This window comes from Agrobacterium sp. LMR679 (assembly GCF_027157905.1).
Lineage (GTDB): Bacteria > Pseudomonadota > Alphaproteobacteria > Rhizobiales > Rhizobiaceae > Agrobacterium > Agrobacterium leguminum.
The window spans coordinates 2421412-2442222 of the sequence record NZ_JAPVOJ010000002.1 but is presented as its reverse complement, the minus strand read 5'-3'; the positions used below and the strand labels follow the sequence as shown (position 1 = coordinate 2442222).

The 20811-nt window shown below is 61.8% G+C and carries 14 protein-coding genes; 6 read left to right on the top strand and 8 right to left on the bottom strand.

Features of this window, described 5'->3' with window-relative positions:
• The first annotated feature begins 39 nt into the window (after positions 1-39).
• Complete coding sequence (locus O3W47_RS22585) at positions 40-6066, top strand: hypothetical protein (protein ID WP_442864630.1); 6027 nt, start codon at positions 40-42, stop codon at positions 6064-6066.
• Positions 6051-6392, top strand: coding sequence for a hypothetical protein (locus O3W47_RS25400; protein ID WP_442864629.1), 342 nt, complete (start codon positions 6051-6053; stop codon positions 6390-6392). Before O3W47_RS22585 ends, O3W47_RS25400 begins: the two co-directional genes overlap by 16 nt.
• A gap of 93 nt (positions 6393-6485) precedes the next feature.
• On the opposite strand, the gene O3W47_RS22580 is transcribed toward O3W47_RS25400, so the two are convergent.
• Positions 6486-7403, bottom strand: coding sequence for a PhzF family phenazine biosynthesis protein (locus tag O3W47_RS22580; protein ID WP_080817136.1), 918 nt, complete (start codon positions 7401-7403; stop codon positions 6486-6488).
• Positions 7404-7707: 304 nt separating this feature from the next.
• Between O3W47_RS22580 and O3W47_RS22575 the strand changes: the two genes are divergently transcribed.
• Both O3W47_RS22575 and O3W47_RS22570 read left to right on the top strand, forming a co-directional pair.
• Positions 7708-8481, top strand: a complete 774-nt coding sequence (locus O3W47_RS22575) for an NAD kinase (RefSeq protein WP_020810264.1) — start codon at positions 7708-7710, stop codon at positions 8479-8481.
• Positions 8482-8502: 21 nt separating this feature from the next.
• On the top strand, positions 8503-9003 hold the full coding sequence (locus O3W47_RS22570) for a hypothetical protein (RefSeq protein WP_262535188.1): 501 nt from the start codon (positions 8503-8505) through the stop codon (positions 9001-9003).
• 27 nt (positions 9004-9030) lie between these two features.
• Here the strand turns inward: O3W47_RS22570 and O3W47_RS22565 are convergent, their stop codons facing one another.
• From O3W47_RS22565 to O3W47_RS22550, 4 genes are all read right to left on the bottom strand, one after another.
• A complete protein-coding gene (locus O3W47_RS22565) occupies positions 9031-9501 on the bottom strand; it encodes a cysteine hydrolase family protein (RefSeq protein WP_269314625.1) in 471 nt (156 codons plus the stop codon).
• Between the two features lie 73 nt (positions 9502-9574).
• Positions 9575-10706 (bottom strand): peptide chain release factor 2 gene (gene prfB / locus O3W47_RS22560; RefSeq protein WP_161987956.1). Its coding sequence is split into 2 segments (ribosomal slippage): positions 9575-10636 and positions 10638-10706, totalling 1131 coding nucleotides; the frame shifts between segments, so codons are not numbered across the junction.
• A 98-nt stretch (positions 10707-10804) separates the two neighbouring features.
• Positions 10805-13252, bottom strand: a complete 2448-nt coding sequence (locus O3W47_RS22555; protein ID WP_080817138.1) for a penicillin-binding protein 1A — start codon at positions 13250-13252, stop codon at positions 10805-10807.
• 328 nt (positions 13253-13580) lie between these two features.
• Complete coding sequence (locus O3W47_RS22550) at positions 13581-14840, bottom strand: N-acetylmuramoyl-L-alanine amidase (protein ID WP_080817139.1); 1260 nt, start codon at positions 14838-14840, stop codon at positions 13581-13583.
• Positions 14841-15485: 645 nt separating this feature from the next.
• On the opposite strand from O3W47_RS22550, the gene O3W47_RS22545 reads away from it, so the two are divergent.
• Complete coding sequence (locus O3W47_RS22545; protein ID WP_269314624.1) at positions 15486-18380, top strand: Rne/Rng family ribonuclease; 2895 nt, start codon at positions 15486-15488, stop codon at positions 18378-18380.
• A 149-nt stretch (positions 18381-18529) separates the two neighbouring features.
• Here O3W47_RS22545 and O3W47_RS22540 read toward each other — a convergent pair whose 3' ends face one another.
• The 3 genes from O3W47_RS22540 to O3W47_RS22530 all read right to left on the bottom strand — a co-directional run bounded on the left by O3W47_RS22540 (position 18530) and on the right by O3W47_RS22530 (position 20046).
• Positions 18530-19234, bottom strand: coding sequence for an SDR family oxidoreductase (locus O3W47_RS22540; protein WP_262535185.1), 705 nt, complete (start codon positions 19232-19234; stop codon positions 18530-18532).
• A 123-nt stretch (positions 19235-19357) separates the two neighbouring features.
• Positions 19358-19723 carry an antibiotic biosynthesis monooxygenase family protein gene (locus O3W47_RS22535; protein ID WP_269314623.1) on the bottom strand — a complete coding sequence of 122 codons (366 nt, stop codon included), beginning with the start codon at positions 19721-19723 and terminating at the stop codon, positions 19358-19360.
• A complete protein-coding gene (locus O3W47_RS22530) occupies positions 19720-20046 on the bottom strand; it encodes an NIPSNAP family protein (RefSeq protein WP_269314622.1) in 327 nt (108 codons plus the stop codon). Before O3W47_RS22530 ends, O3W47_RS22535 begins: the two co-directional genes overlap by 4 nt.
• A 74-nt stretch (positions 20047-20120) precedes the next feature.
• On the opposite strand from O3W47_RS22530, the gene O3W47_RS22525 reads away from it, so the two are divergent.
• Positions 20121-20804, top strand: a complete 684-nt coding sequence (locus tag O3W47_RS22525) for an ArsR/SmtB family transcription factor (protein ID WP_059752744.1) — start codon at positions 20121-20123, stop codon at positions 20802-20804.
• Positions 20805-20811: the final 7 nt, after the last annotated feature.

Here is a 20811-nt window from a genome sequence, read left to right as displayed (position 1 = left end):
GGCATGAAGCCGGGCGTATGTGTAACGAGGCGTAACCGCATGGCGAATAACAAGATCAGCGACTCTGTCGACGAGACTGCATTTCAGGCGTTGGAAGACGCCCTGCAGCTTGGTGCTTTCGAAGAAAAGCCGGAGACGCGGAAAACTGCAGCGCCGAAGCAGCCGGAGGCCAGATTGAAGGAAGCAAGCAGACAGACCCCTGCTCCCGAGGCCGCCCGCGCGCCTGCCGAACAGACGCCCAGATCGCCCAATCTCGAAGCGGCCAATGACGGCTCCAAGCGCAGCCCGGCCATGATCCTGAAATCGCTGGAAGGCGGCTCCATCGGCGGCGCGCTGCGCAACGCCACGATCATGTCGGTCATCTGGGCGCTCGGCGGTCTTGGCATCGCTCATCTTCTTTATGGCAACGCGCTGTGGAACATCGCCTCGCTGGCCGATCTCACCGCGATCCCCGGCCTGATGGCTATCGTCGTTGGCATCCTCGTTCCCATCATGCTGTTCTTCGCCTTTGCGATCATGATGGCGCGCGCCCGCGATCTGCGCAACGCCGCCCGCTCCATGGCCGAAGTCGCCCTTCGCCTTGCCGAGCCGGAAACGGTCGCGTCCGACCGCATCATGTCCGTCGGCCAGGCGGTTCGCCGTGAAGTCTCGGCCATGAATGACGGTATCGAGCGCACAATCGCCCGCGCGACGGAACTCGAAACCCTCGTGCATTCCGAGGTCAACGCGCTTGAGCGCAGCTATGCCGACAATGAACTGCGCGTGCGCAGTCTCGTGCAGGAACTGACCGCCGAGCGTGACGCCATCGTCAATCACGCCGAGCGTATCCGTTCCTCCATCGTCGGTGCGCAGGAACAGATCAAGGAAGAGCTTTCCATCGTCGGTGAAGAGCTTTCGATGCGGATCGCCACGACCGGCGAGGCTTTCGCCTCGATGATCGACACCCGCTCGGCCGCGCTTTTGGAAAAATCGCGCGCCTCGACCGAAGCGATGGGCAGCCTGATCGCCGCCAAGACCGAAAATCTGCTTCAGGCGTTGAATTCCTCCGGCGCGACGCTGTCCAACGAATTCGACATGCGCCTCCACAACCTCACTTCGACGCTGGATGAGCGCGGTGAAGTCCTGCTCGAGCGTTTCGCGATCCATGCCTCGACGCTGGATAGCGGTGCGGAAAGCCTCAACAGCGCGCTTGAGGAGCGCACGCGCCAGCTCAACGAAACGCTGTCCACGCGTACGCTCGAACTCAACCGCAATATCGATCGCGGCCAGCAGATCATCGGCGGTTCGCTGGATACCGTTCTCGACAAGCTGTCCACGACGCTTGAGGAAAAGGGTCTCTCCTTCCGCCAGAGCCTGCAGAGCACGGCGGACGATGCGATCATGGATCTCGATCTTCGCTCCGGCCTCTACGAAGAGCGGATGCAGGCGACGGTCGGCCAGGTCAACTCTGCCTTCGACGAGCATGTCGCGCAGTTCGCCAGCGCCTTCGACCAGCGCGCCGGCAGCCTCGACAGCAAGCTGATGGAAAGCCTCGCCCGGATCAACGAGACCGTTGCCGGCGGCTCCGAAGCGCTCGACACCATGCTGAGCGCCGGTCTGGAGCGCATCGGCACCACCATGACCGATCAATCGCTGGCGCTCGCAACCGCGCTCGGCACGGGTCAGGAAATGCTGGAAAGCGCCCTTGAAAGCCGGACGCAGGCCTTCAGCGACGCAATTGGCCAGCGTACCGCCGAAATCACCGATGCCTTCACCAGTTCGCACGAGAAGATCGACGCCGTGCTGGCGGAACGCAGCAATGCCCTGTTCGGCGCGCTTTCGGCCAGCCAGAACCGTTTCGACGAAGCGCTCGCCAGCCGTTCGATGGCGATTACCGGCTCCGTCTCCGGCACGGCCGAACGTCTCGCCGCCATGCTCGACGAACGTGCCGCCGCAATCAACAACGTCGTCGCCGATGTCGAGCGCCGTCTTGCCGAAACGCTCGAAACCCGGGCGGCGGCCATCACCGGCGCGGTTTCCGGCATTGAGGACCGCATTTCCGACACGCTGGAAAGCCGCACGGCTGCCCTGCATGACGTCGTCTCCGGCGCGGAGAGCCGTATCGCCGATACGCTTGACGGCCGCACGGCCGCGCTTTCCAGCGCCATTTCCGGCGTCGAGGAACGCATCGCCGACACGATGGACAGCCGCACGCTGTCGCTCGACATGACCTTTGCCAATGTCGAGGAAAGACTGTCCGAGACGCTCGACAACCGCACTTCTGCCCTCACCGGCATTGTCGCAAGTGCTGAGGAAAAGATTGCCGGCGCGCTCGACAGCCGCACGGCCACCTTCGGAGACGTGGTCGCCGGTGCTGAAACCCGTATCGCGGAAACGCTGGATGGCCGCACCGCAGCCCTCAACGCCGTGGTCTCCGGTGCCGAAGAACGCATTGCCGATGCGCTCGACAGCCGTACCATGGCGCTCGACATGGCATTCTCCGGCGCGGAAGAAAAAATCACAGAAGCGCTCGACACCCGCACCGCAGCCCTTGGCGAGCTGGTGGCCGGCGCCGAGACCCGTATTGCCGGGGCGCTCGACAGTCGAACCGAGTCGCTTAAGACCGTCGTTTCCGGCGCGGAAGAGCGGATCACCGATGTGCTCGACAGCCGCACCATGGCGCTCGATATGAGCTTCTCCGGTGTCGAGGAAAAGATCGCCGATATTCTCGATGGGCGCACCACAGCGCTGCAGAATGCCGTTTCCGGCGTCGAAGACCGCATTGCCGGCGCGCTCGACAGCCGTACGGCGGCCCTGTCGGGCATCGTCTCCGGTGCGGAGGAGCGCATCGCAGACGCGCTCGACAGCCGCACCATGGCGCTCGACATGGCGATTTCCGGCGTCGAGGACCGTATTGCCGAGGCCATGGATGCCAGAGCATCGTCGCTTTCGCTTGCGGCAGCCGGCGTCGGCCAGCGTCTCGAAGCCACCGCATTCACGCTTGAAAACGCGCTTGCCAGCGGCCATGAGCGGCTCGAAACCATGCTCGGTTCGCAGGCTGAACGCATTGCCGGATCGCTGGAGCGCAATAGCGGCCTGATCGAGCAGAGCGTCTCGGGTGCGGCCAACCGCATCGAAAGCGTCGTTGAAGACGGCAGCACCCGTTTTGCCCAGACGGTGGAAGAAGGTGTGTCCCGCCTCGAAAGCAATCTGTTGCAATCGCATGAGGATATTCGCACCGCGCTCGATCAGCGCCAGGCGGATCTTGCCGCGACGCTCAGCTCCGCCACGACCCAGATGGGCGACATGCTCTCCGAACAGGCGATGATGATCGGCACCACGGTCGCCTCCAGCGCCAGCATGCTCGAACTGTCGCTCGAAACCCAGCAGGAAACGCTGCAGAAGGCGATCGACGGCAGCGCGCAGACGCTGGAAGAGCGCCTGCGCAACAGCGCCGGCGACATCGCCGTCAAGATCGGCGAAGCCGCCCGTGAAATCGGCGGCGCGACGGATGCCCTGTCCTCGAAAATCGAGACCTCCATCGGCAATGTCACCACCCGTCTCGACGAGACCGGCGCCCGTATCGAGACCTCGCTCGATACGCTGCAGGCACGCGTCGGCGGCGATCTGGCCAATGTAAACACCTCGATCGAAGATGCCGGCCGCCGCTTTGCCGAAGCGCTGGAAGACAAGACGGCCGTCTTCGCCCGCGCCAGCGACGAGGCAGCCGAGCGCATCACCGGTATTCTGGACGAACAGACCACGCGTGTCGCAGACACGTTCGAAAACCGGACCAGCCGCCTGGCAGAGACCTTTGATACCGGCACTGCCCGTATCGATGAACGCCTCGGCACCATGGACCGGGCGTTGACCATCGGTCTTGAAAACGTCAACCGCACCATTGAAGGCAAGGCGAGCGATCTCGCCGTCAGCCTGCGCGGCGCGGTCACCTCTGCCACCCAGAGCATCGGCGAAGAAGCCGTGCGCTCCACCTCCCTTCTCGCCAAGTCCGGTTCGGAATTCGCAGAACAGGTGCAGGCGCAGAACGAGGCCTTCGCCAAGGCCATCGAGGAACGCTCCGGCGAGATCGTCAACCGCATTTCGGATGCCCAGACCCGCCTTTCCGGTCAGGCCGCCGCCGTGGCTCAGACCTTCTCCGAGGCAGGCAACATCATCGTCAACAAGGTTGCCGAGGCTGAAGCCGTCGTTCGCTCTCAGGTCGGCGTCATCTCCGAAACGCTGACGGGCGTCGAATCCGCCCTCGACGCCCGCGGCGAATCCATCCGCTCGGCGCTGGACAACCGCACCCGCGAACTCAACTCGATGCTGGCCAGCCGCTCCGCCGAGCTTTCGCGCCTGATCGAGGAGAAAGCCAAGCCTGTCGTCGACGAATATGCCACCATCGGCCGCGAAGCCGCCGAAAAGATCGTTTCCGCAGCCCAGCAAAGCGCGGATCTTCTGTCGCAGAGCAACAGCGGCATGGTCGGTATGGTGGAACAGGCGATCAGCGATTACGCCGCTGCCGGAACGGATGCGGCAAGCAAGCTCGTCGCCGCCACCCGCCAGAGCACCGACATGCTGTCGGAGACGCATACGGCCATGGCGGACGCCGTCGAACAGGGCATCGACAAATATGCCCGCGCTGGCAGCGATGCGGCCAACAAGCTGGTGGCCGCCACCCGCCAGAGCACGGATATGCTGTCGCAGACCCATAACAGCATGGCGGAAATCGTCGAACAGTCGGCAACCAACTTCAACTCCGCCGTCGAGCGCGCCGCACAGGGCTTCGGCGCGGCAGACGAGGCATTGAACGCCTCGGCGACCCGCTTCTCCGAATCCGCCTCGCAGGCCGCCGACATGGTGTCCAGCTCCAGCCGTCTGCTCGAAGGAAAGATCGACCGCCTGTCGAATATTTCCGGCCAGACACTGGCGCAGGTTGCCGGCATCGTCGGCCGTTTCGAGGAACATTCGAAGGTGCTGAGCCAGGCTTCCGAGCTTCTCAATGCCGCACAGTCGAGCCTCGTCGGCACGCTGGAGGAGCGCCAGGACGCGCTGCGCAGCCTGTCGGTCGGCCTCGTCAAGCGTTCCGAGGAAATCGAAAGCGCCATGCGCAACGTCATCGGCGTGGTGGAAACCACGCTCAACGAGGCCGAGGAGCGTTCGCAGAACGTCGCCGGCAATCTGCGCGACAATCTGCAGGCCTCCTTCTCCGATATCGGCCGTTCGCTCGATGAGACCGAACAGCGCGCCCGCTCGGCGGCACAGACCATGCGGGGCGCCCTGCTCTCCGCAGGTCAGGATGCCAGCCGCTCGATTGAAAGCACGCTCTCCGACGCGCAGAAATATTCCGACGAGCTGGTCAACCGCCTGCGCGGCGGTGTCGAATCCTCGCTTTCGGAAGTCGACAATCTTCTCGGCAGCGCCTCGGAAAAATCGAATGCCGCCGCAGCCAGCCTCAAGGAGACGCTGCGTCAGGCCGTGGAAGAAGCCGTCAGCCGATTCGCCGGCGCGACGGACGAAATCCGCCGTTCCAGCCACGACATCCGCCGCGAACTGGATGCGACCCGTGCGGAACTGAAGCGCGGCGCCTTCGACCTGCCGGAAGAAGCCAAGGAAAGCGCTGCCGCCATGCGTCGCGCCGTTTCCGAACAAATCAAGGCTCTGCAGGATATTTCCCAGCTCGTTGGACGTTCGACCCACCAGATGGAAGTCTCCGAGCCGGTTGCCCGCGCCATCGCCGCAACCCAGCCGGCGGCCGAGCGCCGTGTCGAGACGCGTCCGCAGCCGGCAGCCCCGGCTCCGGTTCAGCAGCAGCGCCCGGCCCAGCCCCTCCCGCTCCCGCACCGGCCGCATTGCGCGGCACCCTGCCGCTTGAAAACCGTCAGGTCGAGAACCGTCAGGCGCCTGCCCCGGCCCAGCCGGGTGCTCCGGCCGGACGCCGCGAAGAAGGCGGCGGCTGGATCAGCGATTTGCTGCGCGGCGCCTCACAGGAAACGCCAGCGGCGTCCGCACCACGCGCCGGCGCGGAACAGCAGCCGACCCGTGCGGCCGACACCCGCAATCCGCGCCACATGGTGGAATCGCTGAACTCGCTCTCGGTCGATATCGCCCGCGCCATCGATCACGACGCCTCCGTGGAGCTGTGGCGGCGCTACCAGCGCGGCGAGCGCGACGTCTTCACCCGTCGCCTCTACACGCTGAAAGGTCAGACGACCTTCGATGAAATCAAGCGCAAATATGAGCGGGAAGCGGAATTCCGCACCGCCGTGGACCGCTACATCACCGATTTCGAGAAGCTGCTCGCCGACGTGGCCCGCACCGACCGCGACCGGACCGTGACACAGTCCTACCTCACCTCCGATACCGGCAAGGTCTATACGATGCTTGCCCATGCGGCGGGCCGGTTCAACTGAGCCGATGACGCTGAAATGACAAAACCCCGGTCAAGACCGGGGTTTTTCTTTATCGCTCTTCGATGGCGTCGAACTGAGCAGGTAACGTTGAAATCAAATCTCGAACGTGCCCGAAGCAACACGCACCGCGTGGCCGCCGATGCGGGCGCGGGCGATCTCGCCGTCCTTGATGTCCATGCGCAGGTGGATATGGGACGGTCGTTCCATCTCCACGCCCTGCTCGATGAGCAGCGGATAATGGCCGTCGGTCAGGCCGTCGAAATGGTGGATCGCGCCGGAAAGGGCGGCGGCGGCGGAACCGGTCGCAGGGTCTTCCGAAATGCCCATATCCGGAGAGAACATGCGGGCGTGGAACTTCGCAGCGTGGTTGACGCCGCCGCGACAGTAGATATAGGCCGCCGTCAGACGTCCTTCGACCAGCGGTGCGGTGCGCAGCCAAAGATTGGCATCGAAATCCATATCCCTGATGGCGGCGATATTGTGCAGGGGTACGAGCAGGAACGGCACCCCGGCCGTCCAGATCGACGGCACATGGTTTTCAAAGCCGAGATGTCCTTCGCTGACGCCCAACGCATCGGCAAGCGCGGTGTGATCGAGCGGTAGTTCCACGCGGGATGATTTGCGCGGCAGGTCGAATTCCGCGAAGCTGACCGCGCCGGCACGCATCTTCACCGCGCAACGCACCGGACCCACCTGCTCTTCCAGCACGCAGACCATATCGATATCGTCATCGCCCTCGCCGCGATTTCGCTCGGCGATGGCCACCGCCGCGCCGACTGTCGGATGGCCGGCGAAGGGCAATTCACCCGACGGCGTGAAGATGCGCAGCGAGGCCGCATGCGCCGGGTTGGTGGATCGGTTGACGAAAACCGTCTCGGAGAGGTTCATTTCCCGCGCGATCGCCTGCATCGTGGCCTGGGGAAGATCATCGGCGTCATACATGACCGCCAGCGGGTTTCCCGCCATTTTCGTCTCGGTAAAGACATCGTAGATATCGTAGTTCAGCGCCACATCCGTCTCCTGCCACTCGTCATTCCGACTGCCCTGGCAAACTGCATCAGGCCGTGCCGCATCGCAACCCTTGTCGGCGAGCGCAAATCAAGAAGCTGTGGACCGGAGCGGTGCGGTCCGCCGTCAGGGAACGCCTGCGTCTTCGAAAGGCCTTGTCGCCAGCCGCCGTCTTCATGTACCAAGGATGCGTCTGGCGGCTTGTTATCGACCTCCCTGTCGAGGTTTCAAGATTTCGAGCCGCTTCAACGGGTTACAGCGCCTTGCGTGGACGGTTTCCGGTCCGCGCCGTTGTTGAGGGAAGCGGATGTCGCATTCTACCTATTCACTGTCCTTCGTCGCCTCCGCAACCGAGGAGGCGCAGACGGCGCTGAAAGAGCTGAAAGGCATTTACGGCGATACGCCGTTCGAAGAGGCGGAGGTGATCGTCGCGCTCGGCGGCGATGGCTTCATGCTGCAGATTCTCAACGAGACGATGAATTCCGGCAAGCGGGTCTATGGCATGAACCGTGGGTCCGTCGGCTTCCTGATGAATGACTACCGGGTGGATGGCCTGCTGGAGCGCATCGCGGTGGCGAGCGGCAATGATTTCCATCCCCTGCGCATGACGACGACGGATTCCGACGGCGACGAGTTTACGGCACTTGCCATGAACGAGGTCAGCCTGTTTCGCCAGTCGCATCAGGCCGCCAAGCTTCGCGTTGAGGTGGACGGCAAGGTGCGGCTTGAAGAATTGATCTGCGACGGCATGATGGTGGCGACCCCGGCAGGGTCGACAGCCTACAATTTCTCCGCCCATGGACCGATCCTGCCGCTGGAATCGCCGCTGCTTGCGCTCACCCCCGTCAGCGCTTTCCGTCCGCGGCGCTGGCGCGGCGCGCTTTTGCCGAATAAGGTAACGGTCGATATTCATGTTCTCGAACGCGACAAGCGCCCGGTGAATGCGGTGGCCGACCACACCGAGGTGAAATCCGTTCGTCACGTTCGGATCGCACAATCGCAGGACAGGACGGCCAGAATTCTCTCGGATCCGGATCGTTCATGGTCGGACCGGGTTCTCGCCGAACAGTTCAACAATTGACGTCCACAATCGACAATGGCCATGCAACTGACAAGACCTATCCTCGCTGCCTTTCTTTTCGCCGCCGCCGTGCTTCCCGCGCGGGCGCAGACGGAAGCGATAGACGCGCTGCCGGTCTCGGCAATCTTCGTCGTCAGCAGCGGCATGTGGGAAGATCGCAATCTTGAACCGGTGAAAGGCCCGGACGGACAGCTGCGGCCGCCGCCTGCCTCGCCCACGCGCGGCTATTACAAGGTCATCGCCATCCGCCAGGGCGACGGCACGGCGAAAATATACCTGCAGCGCATCGTCTTTACCGCCGACGGGCCGAATCTCCTGGACAATATCGAGCTGGAAGAATTCAGCCAGATGAAGTCCTATGTCACGGATATTCGTCCCGAAAGCTCGAATGGCGCACCCGCCTCGCCCGGCCTGTTCGTGACCGTCTACCTGAAGACGGACCCGATGAGCAAGGAAGCGGAAAGCTGGACGATCCTGATCGACGAGCTGGGCGAGATGAAGATCGAGAAAGCGTCCAACTGATCGGCCCGATGCGCGGGCCGGGCAAGATCACGCTTGCAGTGCCTCCGGTCCGGCAAGAACCGCACCGAAATGATGTTTCCACAATCTCGTCCCGAGTTCACCACTGCGGTCGAGACTGGAGCCCACCGTAAGCCACGGCAACAGGGTGGGATGCAGCCCGGCATCGAAGAGGGCAAAACCGGCGGCCAGCACGCAGGTATCGGCCTGAATGCCGCAGACCAGCACCCTGTCGAGTTTCAGTGACAGAAGATGGTCGATGACCTCCCGGGGTGGCGCATAACCGTGTTTGATGAAAACGCGATCTGCCGCAACAAGCGACTCGTCGTCCCTGCCCGGTTTCCAGCCGAGTTGCCGCTCAAAGGGTGTCACGCTTTCGTCGTGGCGCTCGACGGTGGCGATACTGGGCATCGTAAGCGCAAGCGCGGATATCTCCGCCACCAACCGAGCCGGCGGATTGAAGCTCGGCTGGACGTCAACGATATAAAGCGCCTGTTTCATGCGTGTCCTCCAACGAAAAACCCCTCGCAATGGGTTGCGAGGGGGTCATTTTCAAATCGACGCGCCGGATGCCTCAGTCGATATCCGCCACTTCCACATCCGCGCCACCGCTGATGCGGTGGGCAAGAGCGGCTTCCATGAACTCGTTCAGATCGCCGTCCAGCACGTTGCCGGGTGCGGTGCTTTCCACGCCGGTGCGCAGGTCCTTGACCAGCTGGTAGGGCTGGAGAACGTAGGAGCGGATCTGGTGACCCCAGCCGATATCGGTCTTGGAGGCAGCCTGGGCGTTTGCCGCCTCTTCCCGCTTCTGCAGTTCCACCTCGTAGAGGCGGGCGCGCAGCATGTCCCACGCCTTGGCGCGGTTCTTGTGCTGGGAACGCTCCTGCTGGCAGGCAACCGCAATACCGGTCGGAATATGCGTGATACGCACGGCCGAGTCGGTGGTGTTGACGTGCTGGCCGCCCGCGCCGGATGAGCGATAGGTATCGATGCGGCAATCGCTCTCATTGATGTCGATCTGGATCGAATCGTCGACGACGGGGTAAACCCAGACGGAAGAGAACGATGTGTGGCGACGCGCATTGCTGTCATAGGGCGAAATACGAACGAGGCGATGCACGCCCGATTCCGTCTTCAGCCAGCCGAAGGCATTGTGGCCCTTGACGAGAATCGTCGCGGACTTGATGCCGGCTTCTTCGCCGTCGTGAACTTCAAGCACCTCGACCTTGAAACCTTCGCGGTCGGCCCAGCGGGTATACATGCGCAGAAGCATGTTCGCCCAGTCCTGGCTTTCGGTGCCGCCGGCGCCGGAATGCACTTCGAGATAGGTATCGTTGGTATCGGCTTCGCCTGACAGCATCGCTTCCACCTGACGGCGGTTCGCCTCGCTCTTCAACGCTTTCAATGCGTCTTCGGCGTCCTTGACGATCTCGTCATCGCCTTCCATCTCGCCGAGTTCGATCAGCTCGATATTGTCCTTGAGCTGCTGCTCGAGCGCCTTGACGCCATTGATGCTGTCATCCAGCTGCTGGCGTTCGCGCATCAGCTTCTGGGCTTCAGTGGCATCGTTCCAGAGGGTCGGGTCCTCTGCCTTGTTATTCAACCAGTCCAGTCGTCTTATCGCCTGGTCCCAGTCAAAGATGCCTCCTCAGCAGGCTTATGGCCTGCTTGATTTCGTCGACTACGTTCACGATTTCATTGCGCATTTCGCTGGTTCTTCACCTTCATTGAAACTCGTTGCTCAAATAAATGCGGGGGGCGCGGATGTAAAGACCCGCGCCCCCGCCAAACGTCAGGAGTGATATCAATAAAGACCGCCGCCACCGCCGGTGATGGCCTGCTGCGCCTGCGGCGAGGTCTTCAGAATGTCTTCCTGCGACATGTATCCGTCATCGCCGATGACAGAGAAGGTGGAAGCAGGACCCGTGCCGGGCTTGAAGGCTTCCATGATGGTGTCCGGCTCGCCCTCGACCGCCGCCATGCCCGTCTTGCGGTTGACGGCGACGAAATTCATGCCGGCAGGCACGATGAACTTGCTCGGCTCCATGTGCTTGGCCGCATCGGAGATGAACTCGCCGAAGATCGGCGCGGACAGCGAGCCGCCGGTGCCACCGCGGCCGAGAGGTGCGGGCGAATCGAAACCGATATAAAGGCCGGCGACCATGTCCGGTGTGTAACCGACGAACCAGGCATCCTTTTCATCGTTGGTGGTGCCCGTCTTGCCGGCAACCGGCAGATCGACCTTGATCTTGCCCGCCGCCGTGCCGCGCTGCACGACGCCTTCCAGCATCGAGGTCGTCTGATAGGCGGTCATCGGGTCGAGAACCTGTTCGCGATTGTCGACGATGACGGGCTCATCCTGGTTCTGCCAGCTGGTGGCGTTGCAGCCTTCGCAGGCGCGCTCCTCATGCCGGAAGATCGTCTTGCCGTAGCGGTCCTGAATGCGGTCGATCAGTGTCGGCTTGATCTGCTTGCCGCCATTGGCGATGACCGAATAGGCCGAGACCATACGCATCACGGTCGTTTCACCCGAACCGAGCGACATGGACAGAAGCGGCGGCATCTTGTCGTAGATGCCGAAGCGTTCGGCATATTCCGCGACCAGATTCATGCCCATGTCCTGCGCCAGGCGCACCGTCATGAGGTTACGGGATTTCTCGATACCGAGACGCAGGGTCGACGGACCGGCGGAACCGCCGCCGTAATTCTGCGGCTTCCAAACCTGATTGCCGGAAACGACCTCAATCGGCGCATCGAGAATGACCGATGCCGGGGTATAACCATTGTCGAGCGCGGCCGCATAGATGAACGGCTTGAAGGAGGATCCCGGCTGGCGCATCGCCTGCGTGGAGCGGTTGAATTCCGACTGCGCATAGGAGAAGCCGCCGACCATGGCCAGAACACGGCCGGTATGCGGGTCCATCACCACCATGCCGCCCTGCACTTTCGGCGGCTGGCGCAGACGATATTCGTTACCTGAATTGGCAAGCGGCTGCGCATAAACGACGTCACCGGCCGAGAGGACGCCAACCGGCGACTTGGCGGTGGCCTTCTTGCCGGTCGCATCGCGGAAAGCCCAGCGCATGTTTTCAGCGGAGATATGGCCGCGCGTGCGCTTGTCGCCATCTTCCGTTTCCGTATCCGGCTGCACGCCAATATCGACGCCATCGGCAGCGACGGCGAGCACGACTGCGACTTTCCATTCCGGAACGTCGCGCAGGCCCTTGACCTTGGCGAGCGCCGCCGTCCAGTCACCCGCAGTCTCGATCTTTTCGACGGGTCCGCGGAAACCGCGACGCTCATCATATTGCACCAGACCGTCCTGAAGCGCCTTGCGTGCTTCCATCTGGATCTGCGGATCGAAAGAAGTGCGGACCGAAAGCCCGCCTTCGAGAAGCGCTTCCTCGCCATATTTCTCGACGATCTGACGACGGACTTCCTCGGCGAAATAATCGGATGCGAAGATATGCGCGCCACCGCGACGCAGATTGACGCCAAGCGGCTGCTTTTTGGCGTCCGTGGCGTCGGCGACCGTGATGTAGCCGTTTTCGGCCATGCGGTCGATCACCCAGTCACGGCGCTCAAGAGCCGCCTTTTCGCGGCGGATGGGATGGTAATTGGCCGGCCCCTTCGGCAGCGATGCGAGATAGGCGGTTTCCGCAATCGTCAGTTCCGTCACCGATTTGTTGAAATAGGTGAGCGCCGCGCCGGCAATGCCGTAGGAATTCAGGCCGAAGAAAATCTCGTTGAGATAAAGCTCGAGAATCTTGTCCTTGGAATAGGTCTGCTCGATGCGGAAGGACAGAATGGCTTCCTTGAGCTTGCGGTCAATGGTCTGGTCGTTGGTCAGAAGGAAGTTCTTCGCCACCTGCTGGGTGATGGTGGAGGCGCCGACCGGACGGCGGCCGGAGCCGAGATTCTGGATATTGACTAGAATGGCACGACCGAGGCCGAAGACATCCACACCCGGATGGTTGTAGAAATTCTTGTCTTCCGCCGAAAGGAAGGCCGCCTTCACACGGTCGGGTATGGCCTGGATCGGCAGGAACAGGCGCTTTTCATGGGCATATTCCGCCATCAGCGCACCGTTGCCGGCATGCACGCGGGTCGTTACCGGCGGCTCATAGGTGCTCAGAACTGCGTAATCCGGCAGGTCCTTCGTCACGCCGTGCAAATAAATCGCACCGGCGGCGGCGGCGCACAGGAAGAGCACGCTGGCCAAGCCGAAAAAATATCCAATCAGTCTGATCATACCAAGCTACCGATAATTCGAATCGTAACCATCAACGCCCGACGATATACGGGCGCATCCTTGCATATCGCGTGCCGTTTTGCACACCATACCTTCGATGACAAGCCGGATACGGCAGCATTCGCTGATATGTTACCGGGCGGCAGGCCCGCAATCGCGCTGCGGACGCTTTGCGGATCGCCACCGAATCCGCTTTCCGAGTAACGCGGCGAATGTGAGTAAAATAGGGCTTCGTCTTCGTAATCGTCCGCAAGACCCAAGAATTGAACAGCTTTTCGGCGGTCAATGGCAGCGCGGCAACAGCATTGCCGCTCCGCCGGCCGGCCTCTCAGCCGCCATTTGCCATGGCCTTGGCGCGGTATCGCCCAACGGCGGTCGCCAGCGTATCGGCCACCTTCTTGCGCCATTCCCCATCGAGAAGCAGCTTTTCGTCTTCCGGATTGGAGAGGAAACCGAGTTCCAGCAGCACCGACGGCACATCATGGGCGCGCAGCACCATGAAACCGGCGTAACGGTGCGGATTGTTGATGAGCCCCACCTGCCCCTCAAAGGAGGAGACGATGTTTTCAGCCAGCGTCACCGAAAAGGCCTGCGTTTCACGGCGGGTGAAATCGAGAAGAATATCGGCGACCTCCGGCGGCTCGCTGGAGGCGGCAACACCCGCGATCTGATCGGACTTGTTTTCGCGCTCCGCCAGTTCCTGCGCCTGCCGGTCCGATGCCCGGTCCGACAATGTATAGACGGTCGCGCCCCGGATGCCCTTTTGCTTCAACGTATCCGCATGAAGGGAAATAAAGAGATTGGCATTGTTCTGGCGGGCGATGGTCACCCGTTCCGACAAGGCGAGAAAGGTATCTGAATCGCGCGTCAGGAAAGCCTTGATACCGGGTTCGCGGTTCAGCCGCTCGGCGAGTTCCTTTGCGAAAGTCAGCGTGATGACCTTTTCCTCGGTGCCGGTGGTGCCGCCGGTGGCGCCGGCGTCGATGCCGCCATGGCCGGCATCGACCGCGATGACGAATTCCGCTGGCCGCGACGTCTTGTCATCCGGCGTGATTGCAGCAGTCGTCACCGGTGCCGGCGCCTGCCACTGCTGATCCTTTACCAGTTCCGCGAACTTGCCCTTGGTGGTGATTTCCGTATCGAGCACAAAATGGAAAGATTGGCCATTATCGGTCTTTTTGGTTTCGGCAACCGCCACCTGAACCGGTTTTTTCGCCGTCAGCACGATGCGGGCGCTGTTCTGCCCCATGCTGCCGAAACGTATATCCGAAAAAAGACCGGTCGGCTTCAGGTCGGATGCGGGAAAGCTGAAATTCACCGCCGGAAAATCCACGACGATGCGGGCGGGCGAATCGAGATAGTGAACGTCGAATTCCGGCTCTTCGGCGAAATCGAGAACGATGCGCGTGCGCGCCTCATCGCCGATGATCCGCGCCTGATGAACGACGAGCGGCTCCACGGCATGGGCTGCCGGCGCGGCGGAAACAGAGGCGGCGACGGAAAATGCCAGGGCCGCCGCAAGCCGCGCGATTCGCGCGCCAAGCCGCCCTCTCCCACCGAATATCGCTGCGTTGCGCGTGAAATTCATGGTCTTCAAGAAATTCCGTATTTCAGTCATTTTCGATAAACGGCGAGGAAAAACGCCGGCAACAGTGCCGTTTCAACCACGCCGTACGATAGTTTGCGCGTTTGCGCCCCACAATCGCAGGCCTTGGTGAACCAATTGTTAACCCGGAAATTCCACCAATAATATGGCATATTTAGCCAGCCTATTGCTATTATGACAGAGAAAACATACAACACGGATGAGGGTTAAAAGTGTTGACGGGATAGATGCCCGCCGGCTGCCAATCGAAAAAGACGCTGGCGCTGCAAATCGGGCAATCATCTGCCGTCGTTACATTTATCCTGAAACTCGATCAATTCCGGCCGTGGCCGGAGACCTACCCGGTGGCGCTGCCACCGCCGCTCTGAGGAGAGCAAATTCATCGGATCCCAAGGGGTCTATATATTATTGTCGTTCCGCCTGGCCAATGATGTCGCAGCAGTTTTCACATGAACCGGATACCAGGAGCAGGCCAAGCGCCTCGCCGTCGGTCCGGATGCTGCCAGTTTACAGACGCCCGGCAGGAGACTTCATTTCCGGCACATCCTTGCACTCATATGAAAGGCTCGTCCGTGTGGCGGGCCTGTTCTCGTATAAAACAAGGCTGCGCCGAGGAGCACAGCTTACATGGCAGACAAAATGCTTATCGACGCCTCCCACGAAGAGGAGACACGCGTAGTCGTTGTCCGTGGGAACCGGATCGAAGAATTCGATTTCGAATCGGAGCACAAGAAACAGATCCGCGGCAATATCTACCTTGCCAAGGTCACGCGGGTTGAACCCTCGCTTCAGGCGGCCTTCGTCGATTACGGTGGAAACCGCCACGGCTTTCTCGCTTTTGCGGAAATCCATCCGGACTATTACCAGATTCCGCTCGCCGACCGTCAGGCCCTCCTGAAAGCGGAAGCCGAGGATCATCGCCGCAGCGACGATTTCGAATCCGCTGATGCACCCGAGCCCGGCGCCCCCATGATCGACCTTTCGCAGGTGGATCAGCCGGATGTCGGCATTGTTTCCGCCAGCGAAACCACTGAAACGGTCGTCGTGGAAGAGGCTACGCCTGTCGCGGAAGAGGGTTCCGGGGAAGCGGCCGTCGAGGCCGTAGCCGAAGAAGCGCCCGCAGAGGAAGAAAAGCCGAAGAAGCGCACCCGTCGCCCCCGTGCCAAGAAGAAGACAGCGGAAGAAGAAGCCGCAGCGGCCGAGGCCGCCGAAGCGTCTTCCGAAGACCACGGGAGCGCCGGCGGCGAAATGGCCGCGATGGTCGATACCGACACGATTTCCGAGGAAGTCGAAGGTCTTCGCCGCGGCAATGACGATGATGACGACGACGATGACGATCACCACGAAAAGGAAGTGATCGAATCCGTCGGCGCCGAAGACGCCATGGAAGAGGTTCCGGACCGCGTCGCCCGCAAGCCGCGCAAGCAGTATCGCATCCAGGAAGTCATCAAGCGCCGCCAGATCCTTCTGGTCCAGGTGGCCAAGGAAGAACGCGGCAACAAGGGCGCGGCGCTGACCACCTATCTGTCGCTTGCCGGCCGTTATTCCGTTCTGATGCCGAATACGGCGCGTGGCGGCGGTATTTCCCGCAAGATCACCCAGCCGACCGACCGCAAGCGCCTGAAGGAAATCGCGCGCGATCTGGAAGTTCCGCAGGGCATGGGCGTCATTCTGCGTACCGCCGGCGCAAACCGCACCCGCGTCGAAATCAAGCGCGACTTCGAATATCTGATGCGCCTGTGGGAAAATGTCCGCACGCTGACGCTGAATTCCACCGCCCCCTGCCTCGTTTACGAGGAAGGTTCGCTGATCAAGCGCTCTATCCGCGATCTCTATAACAAGGATATCGGCGAGATCATCGTTTCCGGCGAAGAAGGCTATCGTGAAGCGAAAGACTTCATGAAGATGCTGATGCCGAGCCACGCCAAGGTGGTTCAGCCTTACCGCGACATTCACCCGATCTTCTCGCGCTCCGGTATCGAAGCCCAGCTCGACCGCATGCTGCAGCCGCAGGTGACGCTGAAGTCCGGCGGTTATCTCATCATCAACCAGACGGAAGCGCTGGTTTCCATCGACGTCAACTCGGGCCGTTCGACCCGTGAGCATTCCATCGAGGAAACCGCGCTGACGACGAACCTGGAGGCGGCGGAAGAAGTGGCGCGTCAGCTGCGCCTGCGCGACCTTGCCGGCCTTGTCGTCATCGACTTCATCGACATGGAAGAAAAGCGCAACAACCGCGCTGTCGAGAAGAAGCTGAAGGATTGCCTGAAGAACGACCGCGCCCGCATCCAGGTCGGCCGTATCTCGCATTTCGGCCTTCTGGAAATGTCGCGCCAGCGCATCCGCGCTTCGGTGCTGGAATCGACCACGCAGGTCTGCCAGCATTGCGGTGGCACGGGCCATGTTCGCTCGGAATCCTCCATCGCGCTACATGTGCTGCGCGGCGTCGAGGAATATCTGCTGCGCAACACCACCCACAACATCACGGTGCGCTGCACGCCGGAAACGGCGCTCTACCTGCTCAACCACAAGCGCGGCACGATCGTCGATTATGAAGGCCGCTTCGGCGTGTCGATCATCATCGCTGCTGACGCCGGCGTCGGTGCGCAGCATTTCGCCATAGATCGCGGTGAAGCCGTCGAAAATCCGGTGAAGATCGAAAGCCTCATCCAGATGCTGCCGAACTTCGTGGAAGAGGAAGACGATTTCGTCGCCGAGGTGGAAGAGGACGAAGACGAGGAAGAAATCGTCAAGGCCCAGAGCACCGAGCCACGCCAGCAGCAGCAGGGCGACAATGGCGAGGAAGGCAAGCGCAAGCGCAAGCGTCGCCGCCGCCGTCGCGGCAAGGGCGGTCAGGGCGAGCAGAACGGCGCGCTCGACGCCCAGTCCGGCGATGCGGAAGGCGATGATGCCGAAGGTGACGACGATGGCGTCGAAACCGATGAAGCCGATGCTGAAACCGAAAACGGTGCAGCGGAAGCGGTAACCTCCGAAGAGGACGGCAAGCGCAAGCGCCGCCGTCGCGGCAAGCGCGGCGGACGTCGCAACCGCGCGGAAGACGAGGCGCTCGATGCTGCCGACTCGGAAGCCGAAGGTGAAAGCGAAGAGGCTTCCGCCGAAGCATCCGTAACCGAAGAGCCGACCGCCGCAGAGGTGGTGGAAGGTGCGGTTGCCGAGGTCGCGGAAGACGAAGTGCCGAAAAAGCCGCGCCGCACCCGCAAGGCAAAGGCCAAGACTGAAACCGAGGAAGCGCCGAAGGCCGAGGCCGTTGAAACGGTGGAGCCGGTGATCGTCGAAGAAACCGTCGTCGACGTCGCAGTTGAAGAAGCGGGTGAGGCATCGGCCGATCTGGCTTCGGAAGCGGAAGCACCGGCCACGGAAGAAAAGGTCCGCGCGAACCGGGGCAGCAATGTCTCGAGCTCGGAGCCGGTGGTCACCTCTTCCGGTTCCTCCACCCCCGCCGATGGCGACGAGCCGAAGCCCCGCAAGGGCGGCTGGTGGCAGCGCAAGGGCTTCTTCTGAGAGAAGCCACATCCTCAATAAAAGACGCCCGCAACGATGTTGCGGGCGTTTTCTTTTATCGGCGCAAAGAACAGGCGTTTTTTTGAGCCGCTGACATTTCCTCATCCCTGTGCTTGTCAGAGGGATGAGGAGTGGGAAAGGCCCACCCGTCAAACAGACCGCGTCAGCCCGCCATCAACGCGGATATTCTGACCGGTAATATACCCGGCCCCCTCAGAGGCAAGGAATGCCACGGTGGCGGCGATTTCTTCGCTCTTGCCGTAACGCTGCATCGGCACGCTCTCGCGGCGTTCCTCCGTCGCCGGCAGGCTGTCGATCCAGCCGGGCAGAACATTGTTCATGCGCACATTGTCGGCCGCATAGGTATCGGCGAAAATCTTGGTGTAGGAGGCAAGGCCGGCGCGGAACACGGCGGATGTCGGGAACATGCTGCTCGGTTCGAAGGCCCAGGCGGTAGAGATGTTGACGATGGCGCCCGCCTTCTGCTTCACCATGACGGGGGCAACGATCCGTGTCGGGCGGATGACGTTCATAAGGTAGACATCGAGGCCGGTGTGCCATTGCTCGTCGGTAATATCGAGAATGGAGGCGCGCGGGCCATGGCCGGCGCTGTTCACCAGCACATCGATGCGGCCGAATTTTTCGAGCGTCAAATCCGAGAGCCGCTGGAGATCGTCATTGGACTGGTTGGAGCCGGTGACGCCGATTCCGCCCAGCTCCTGCGCAAGCGCCTCTCCCTTGCCAGAAGAGGACAGGATTGCGAGTTTGTAGCCATCCGCGGCCAGACGTTTCGCCACGGCAGCCCCCATGCCGCTGCCGCCTGCCGTTACAATCGCTACTTTTTCCGTCGACATCGCTTTTCTCCTTGTCCAATCCTAAGCGTTCGCACCACATTGGCTCATCTATAACGGGTTTCAAAGGCGAGTTCGAACCAGAAAGCCTTGCAGCGGCATGCAGAAAAACTGATGCTGGAAATGTCAGCCTAAGCCATTTTCCTCTGCCGGATGGGCTTTCCGGCTATCGGCCGGCGCTTCCTCCCTCTCCTCCAGGCCATAGTCGCGGATCACCTGCGCGATACGCAGCCGGTAATCGGAAAAAACACCGGACCGGCCCAGCGACTGCGCGGCGCGATGCGGCACGGTGTTGCGCCATGCCCTCACCGCTTCCTCGTCCCGGAAAAAGGACAGAGACAGCATCTTGTCCGGATTGCCGATGCTTTGAAAACGCTCGACGGACAGGAAGCCGTCGATGGTTTCCAGTTCTGCCCGCAGGCCTGCCGCGATGTCGAGATAATGCTGCTTCTCGCCTTCAGCGGGCCAGACCTCGAAGATAACGGCGATCATTGTCCGCCTCCGGCGCGCGGAGCGGAGGCGAGACGCAGGAAAAGCCGGTCCTCGCGACGGATGAACTGTTCGCGGCGGGCGAACTCGTAATTTTCCCACCCCGCAGGATCGGCGGCGAGCCGTGCCCGGTAGGCTTCGTAAGCGGCGAGATTTTCGATGTTGTAGACACCGTATGCAATGGTGCTCGATCCTTCCTTCGGCGCGTAATAGCCGATCAGATCGGCCCCGCAGCGCGGTATCGCCTCACCCCATGTGCGGGCATATCGTTCAAAAGCGTCGACCTTGAAAGGATCGATCTCGTAGCGGATGAAACAGGTCAGCATCGTTTGTCTCCTCGTGGTTTGCCTCTCCCTTCTACGCCATTGCCTTGCATCAATGCTTCGGCTATCATCGAAGCATGAAAGACGGACCCCTGATCGCCAATGTCGCCGCCCTGATCGGCGACCCTGCCCGCGCCAACATCCTGACGGCGCTGATGGACGGACGTGCGCTGACCGCAAGCGAGCTTGCCGAAGCCGCCGGCGTGACGTTGCAGACCGCCAGCGGGCATCTGTCGAAGCTCTCCGAGGCGCAACTCCTGAAAGCGGAAAAACAGGGACGTCACCGCTATTTCCGTCTTTCCGATGAGGATGTGGCGCATGTTCTTGAAGCGTTGATGGGTCTGGCCCAACGCACGGGCGCGGTCCGCGTCCGCACGGGACCGAAGGACAAGGCGCTGCGGGAAGCGCGCATCTGCTACGATCATCTGGCCGGGGAGAGCGGCGTGGCGCTGCTTGCCGCCATCACCGCGAAAGGGCTCGTGACGTTAGGTGATGATCCTGCCCTTACGGAGAGCGGACGCGACTTCTTCTCGAACTTCGGCATCGACCTTTCGCCGCTCGAAAAGGCCCGTCGCCCGGTCTGCCTGCATTGCCTGGACTGGAGCGAACGCCGTCATCACCTCGGCGGCGGGCTTGGCGCATCGCTTCTCGAAGCGATGCAGCAGCGGGACTGGCTGCGGCGCGGAAACGGCCGTGTGCTGACCTTTACTGCAAAGGGTGAAAAGGCGTTCAACAGCACCTTCGGCTGCACGCCCGCCTGATTTCCCC

Bases quoted from the DNA above. Each gene is read 5' to 3' on its own strand.
- O3W47_RS22525 (WP_059752744.1), top strand. From the start codon at position 20,121: ATGAAAGACGGACCCCTGATCGCCAATGTCGCCGCCCTGATCGGCGAC.
- O3W47_RS22550 (WP_080817139.1), bottom strand. From the start codon at position 14,840: ATGAATTTCACGCGCAACGCAGCGATATTCGGTGGGAGAGGGCGGCTT.
- O3W47_RS22530 (WP_269314622.1), bottom strand. From the start codon at position 20,046: ATGCTGACCTGTTTCATCCGCTACGAGATCGATCCTTTCAAGGTCGAC.
- O3W47_RS22540 (WP_262535185.1), bottom strand. From the start codon at position 19,234: ATGTCGACGGAAAAAGTAGCGATTGTAACGGCAGGCGGCAGCGGCATG.
- O3W47_RS22545 (WP_269314624.1), top strand. From the start codon at position 15,486: ATGGCAGACAAAATGCTTATCGACGCCTCCCACGAAGAGGAGACACGC.
- O3W47_RS22570 (WP_262535188.1), top strand. From the start codon at position 8,503: ATGCAACTGACAAGACCTATCCTCGCTGCCTTTCTTTTCGCCGCCGCC.
- O3W47_RS22585 (WP_442864630.1), top strand. From the start codon at position 40: ATGGCGAATAACAAGATCAGCGACTCTGTCGACGAGACTGCATTTCAG.
- O3W47_RS22565 (WP_269314625.1), bottom strand. From the start codon at position 9,501: ATGAAACAGGCGCTTTATATCGTTGACGTCCAGCCGAGCTTCAATCCG.
- O3W47_RS25400 (WP_442864629.1), top strand. From the start codon at position 6,051: ATGGTGGAATCGCTGAACTCGCTCTCGGTCGATATCGCCCGCGCCATC.
- O3W47_RS22575 (WP_020810264.1), top strand. From the start codon at position 7,708: ATGTCGCATTCTACCTATTCACTGTCCTTCGTCGCCTCCGCAACCGAG.
- O3W47_RS22535 (WP_269314623.1), bottom strand. From the start codon at position 19,723: ATGATCGCCGTTATCTTCGAGGTCTGGCCCGCTGAAGGCGAGAAGCAG.
- O3W47_RS22555 (WP_080817138.1), bottom strand. From the start codon at position 13,252: ATGATCAGACTGATTGGATATTTTTTCGGCTTGGCCAGCGTGCTCTTC.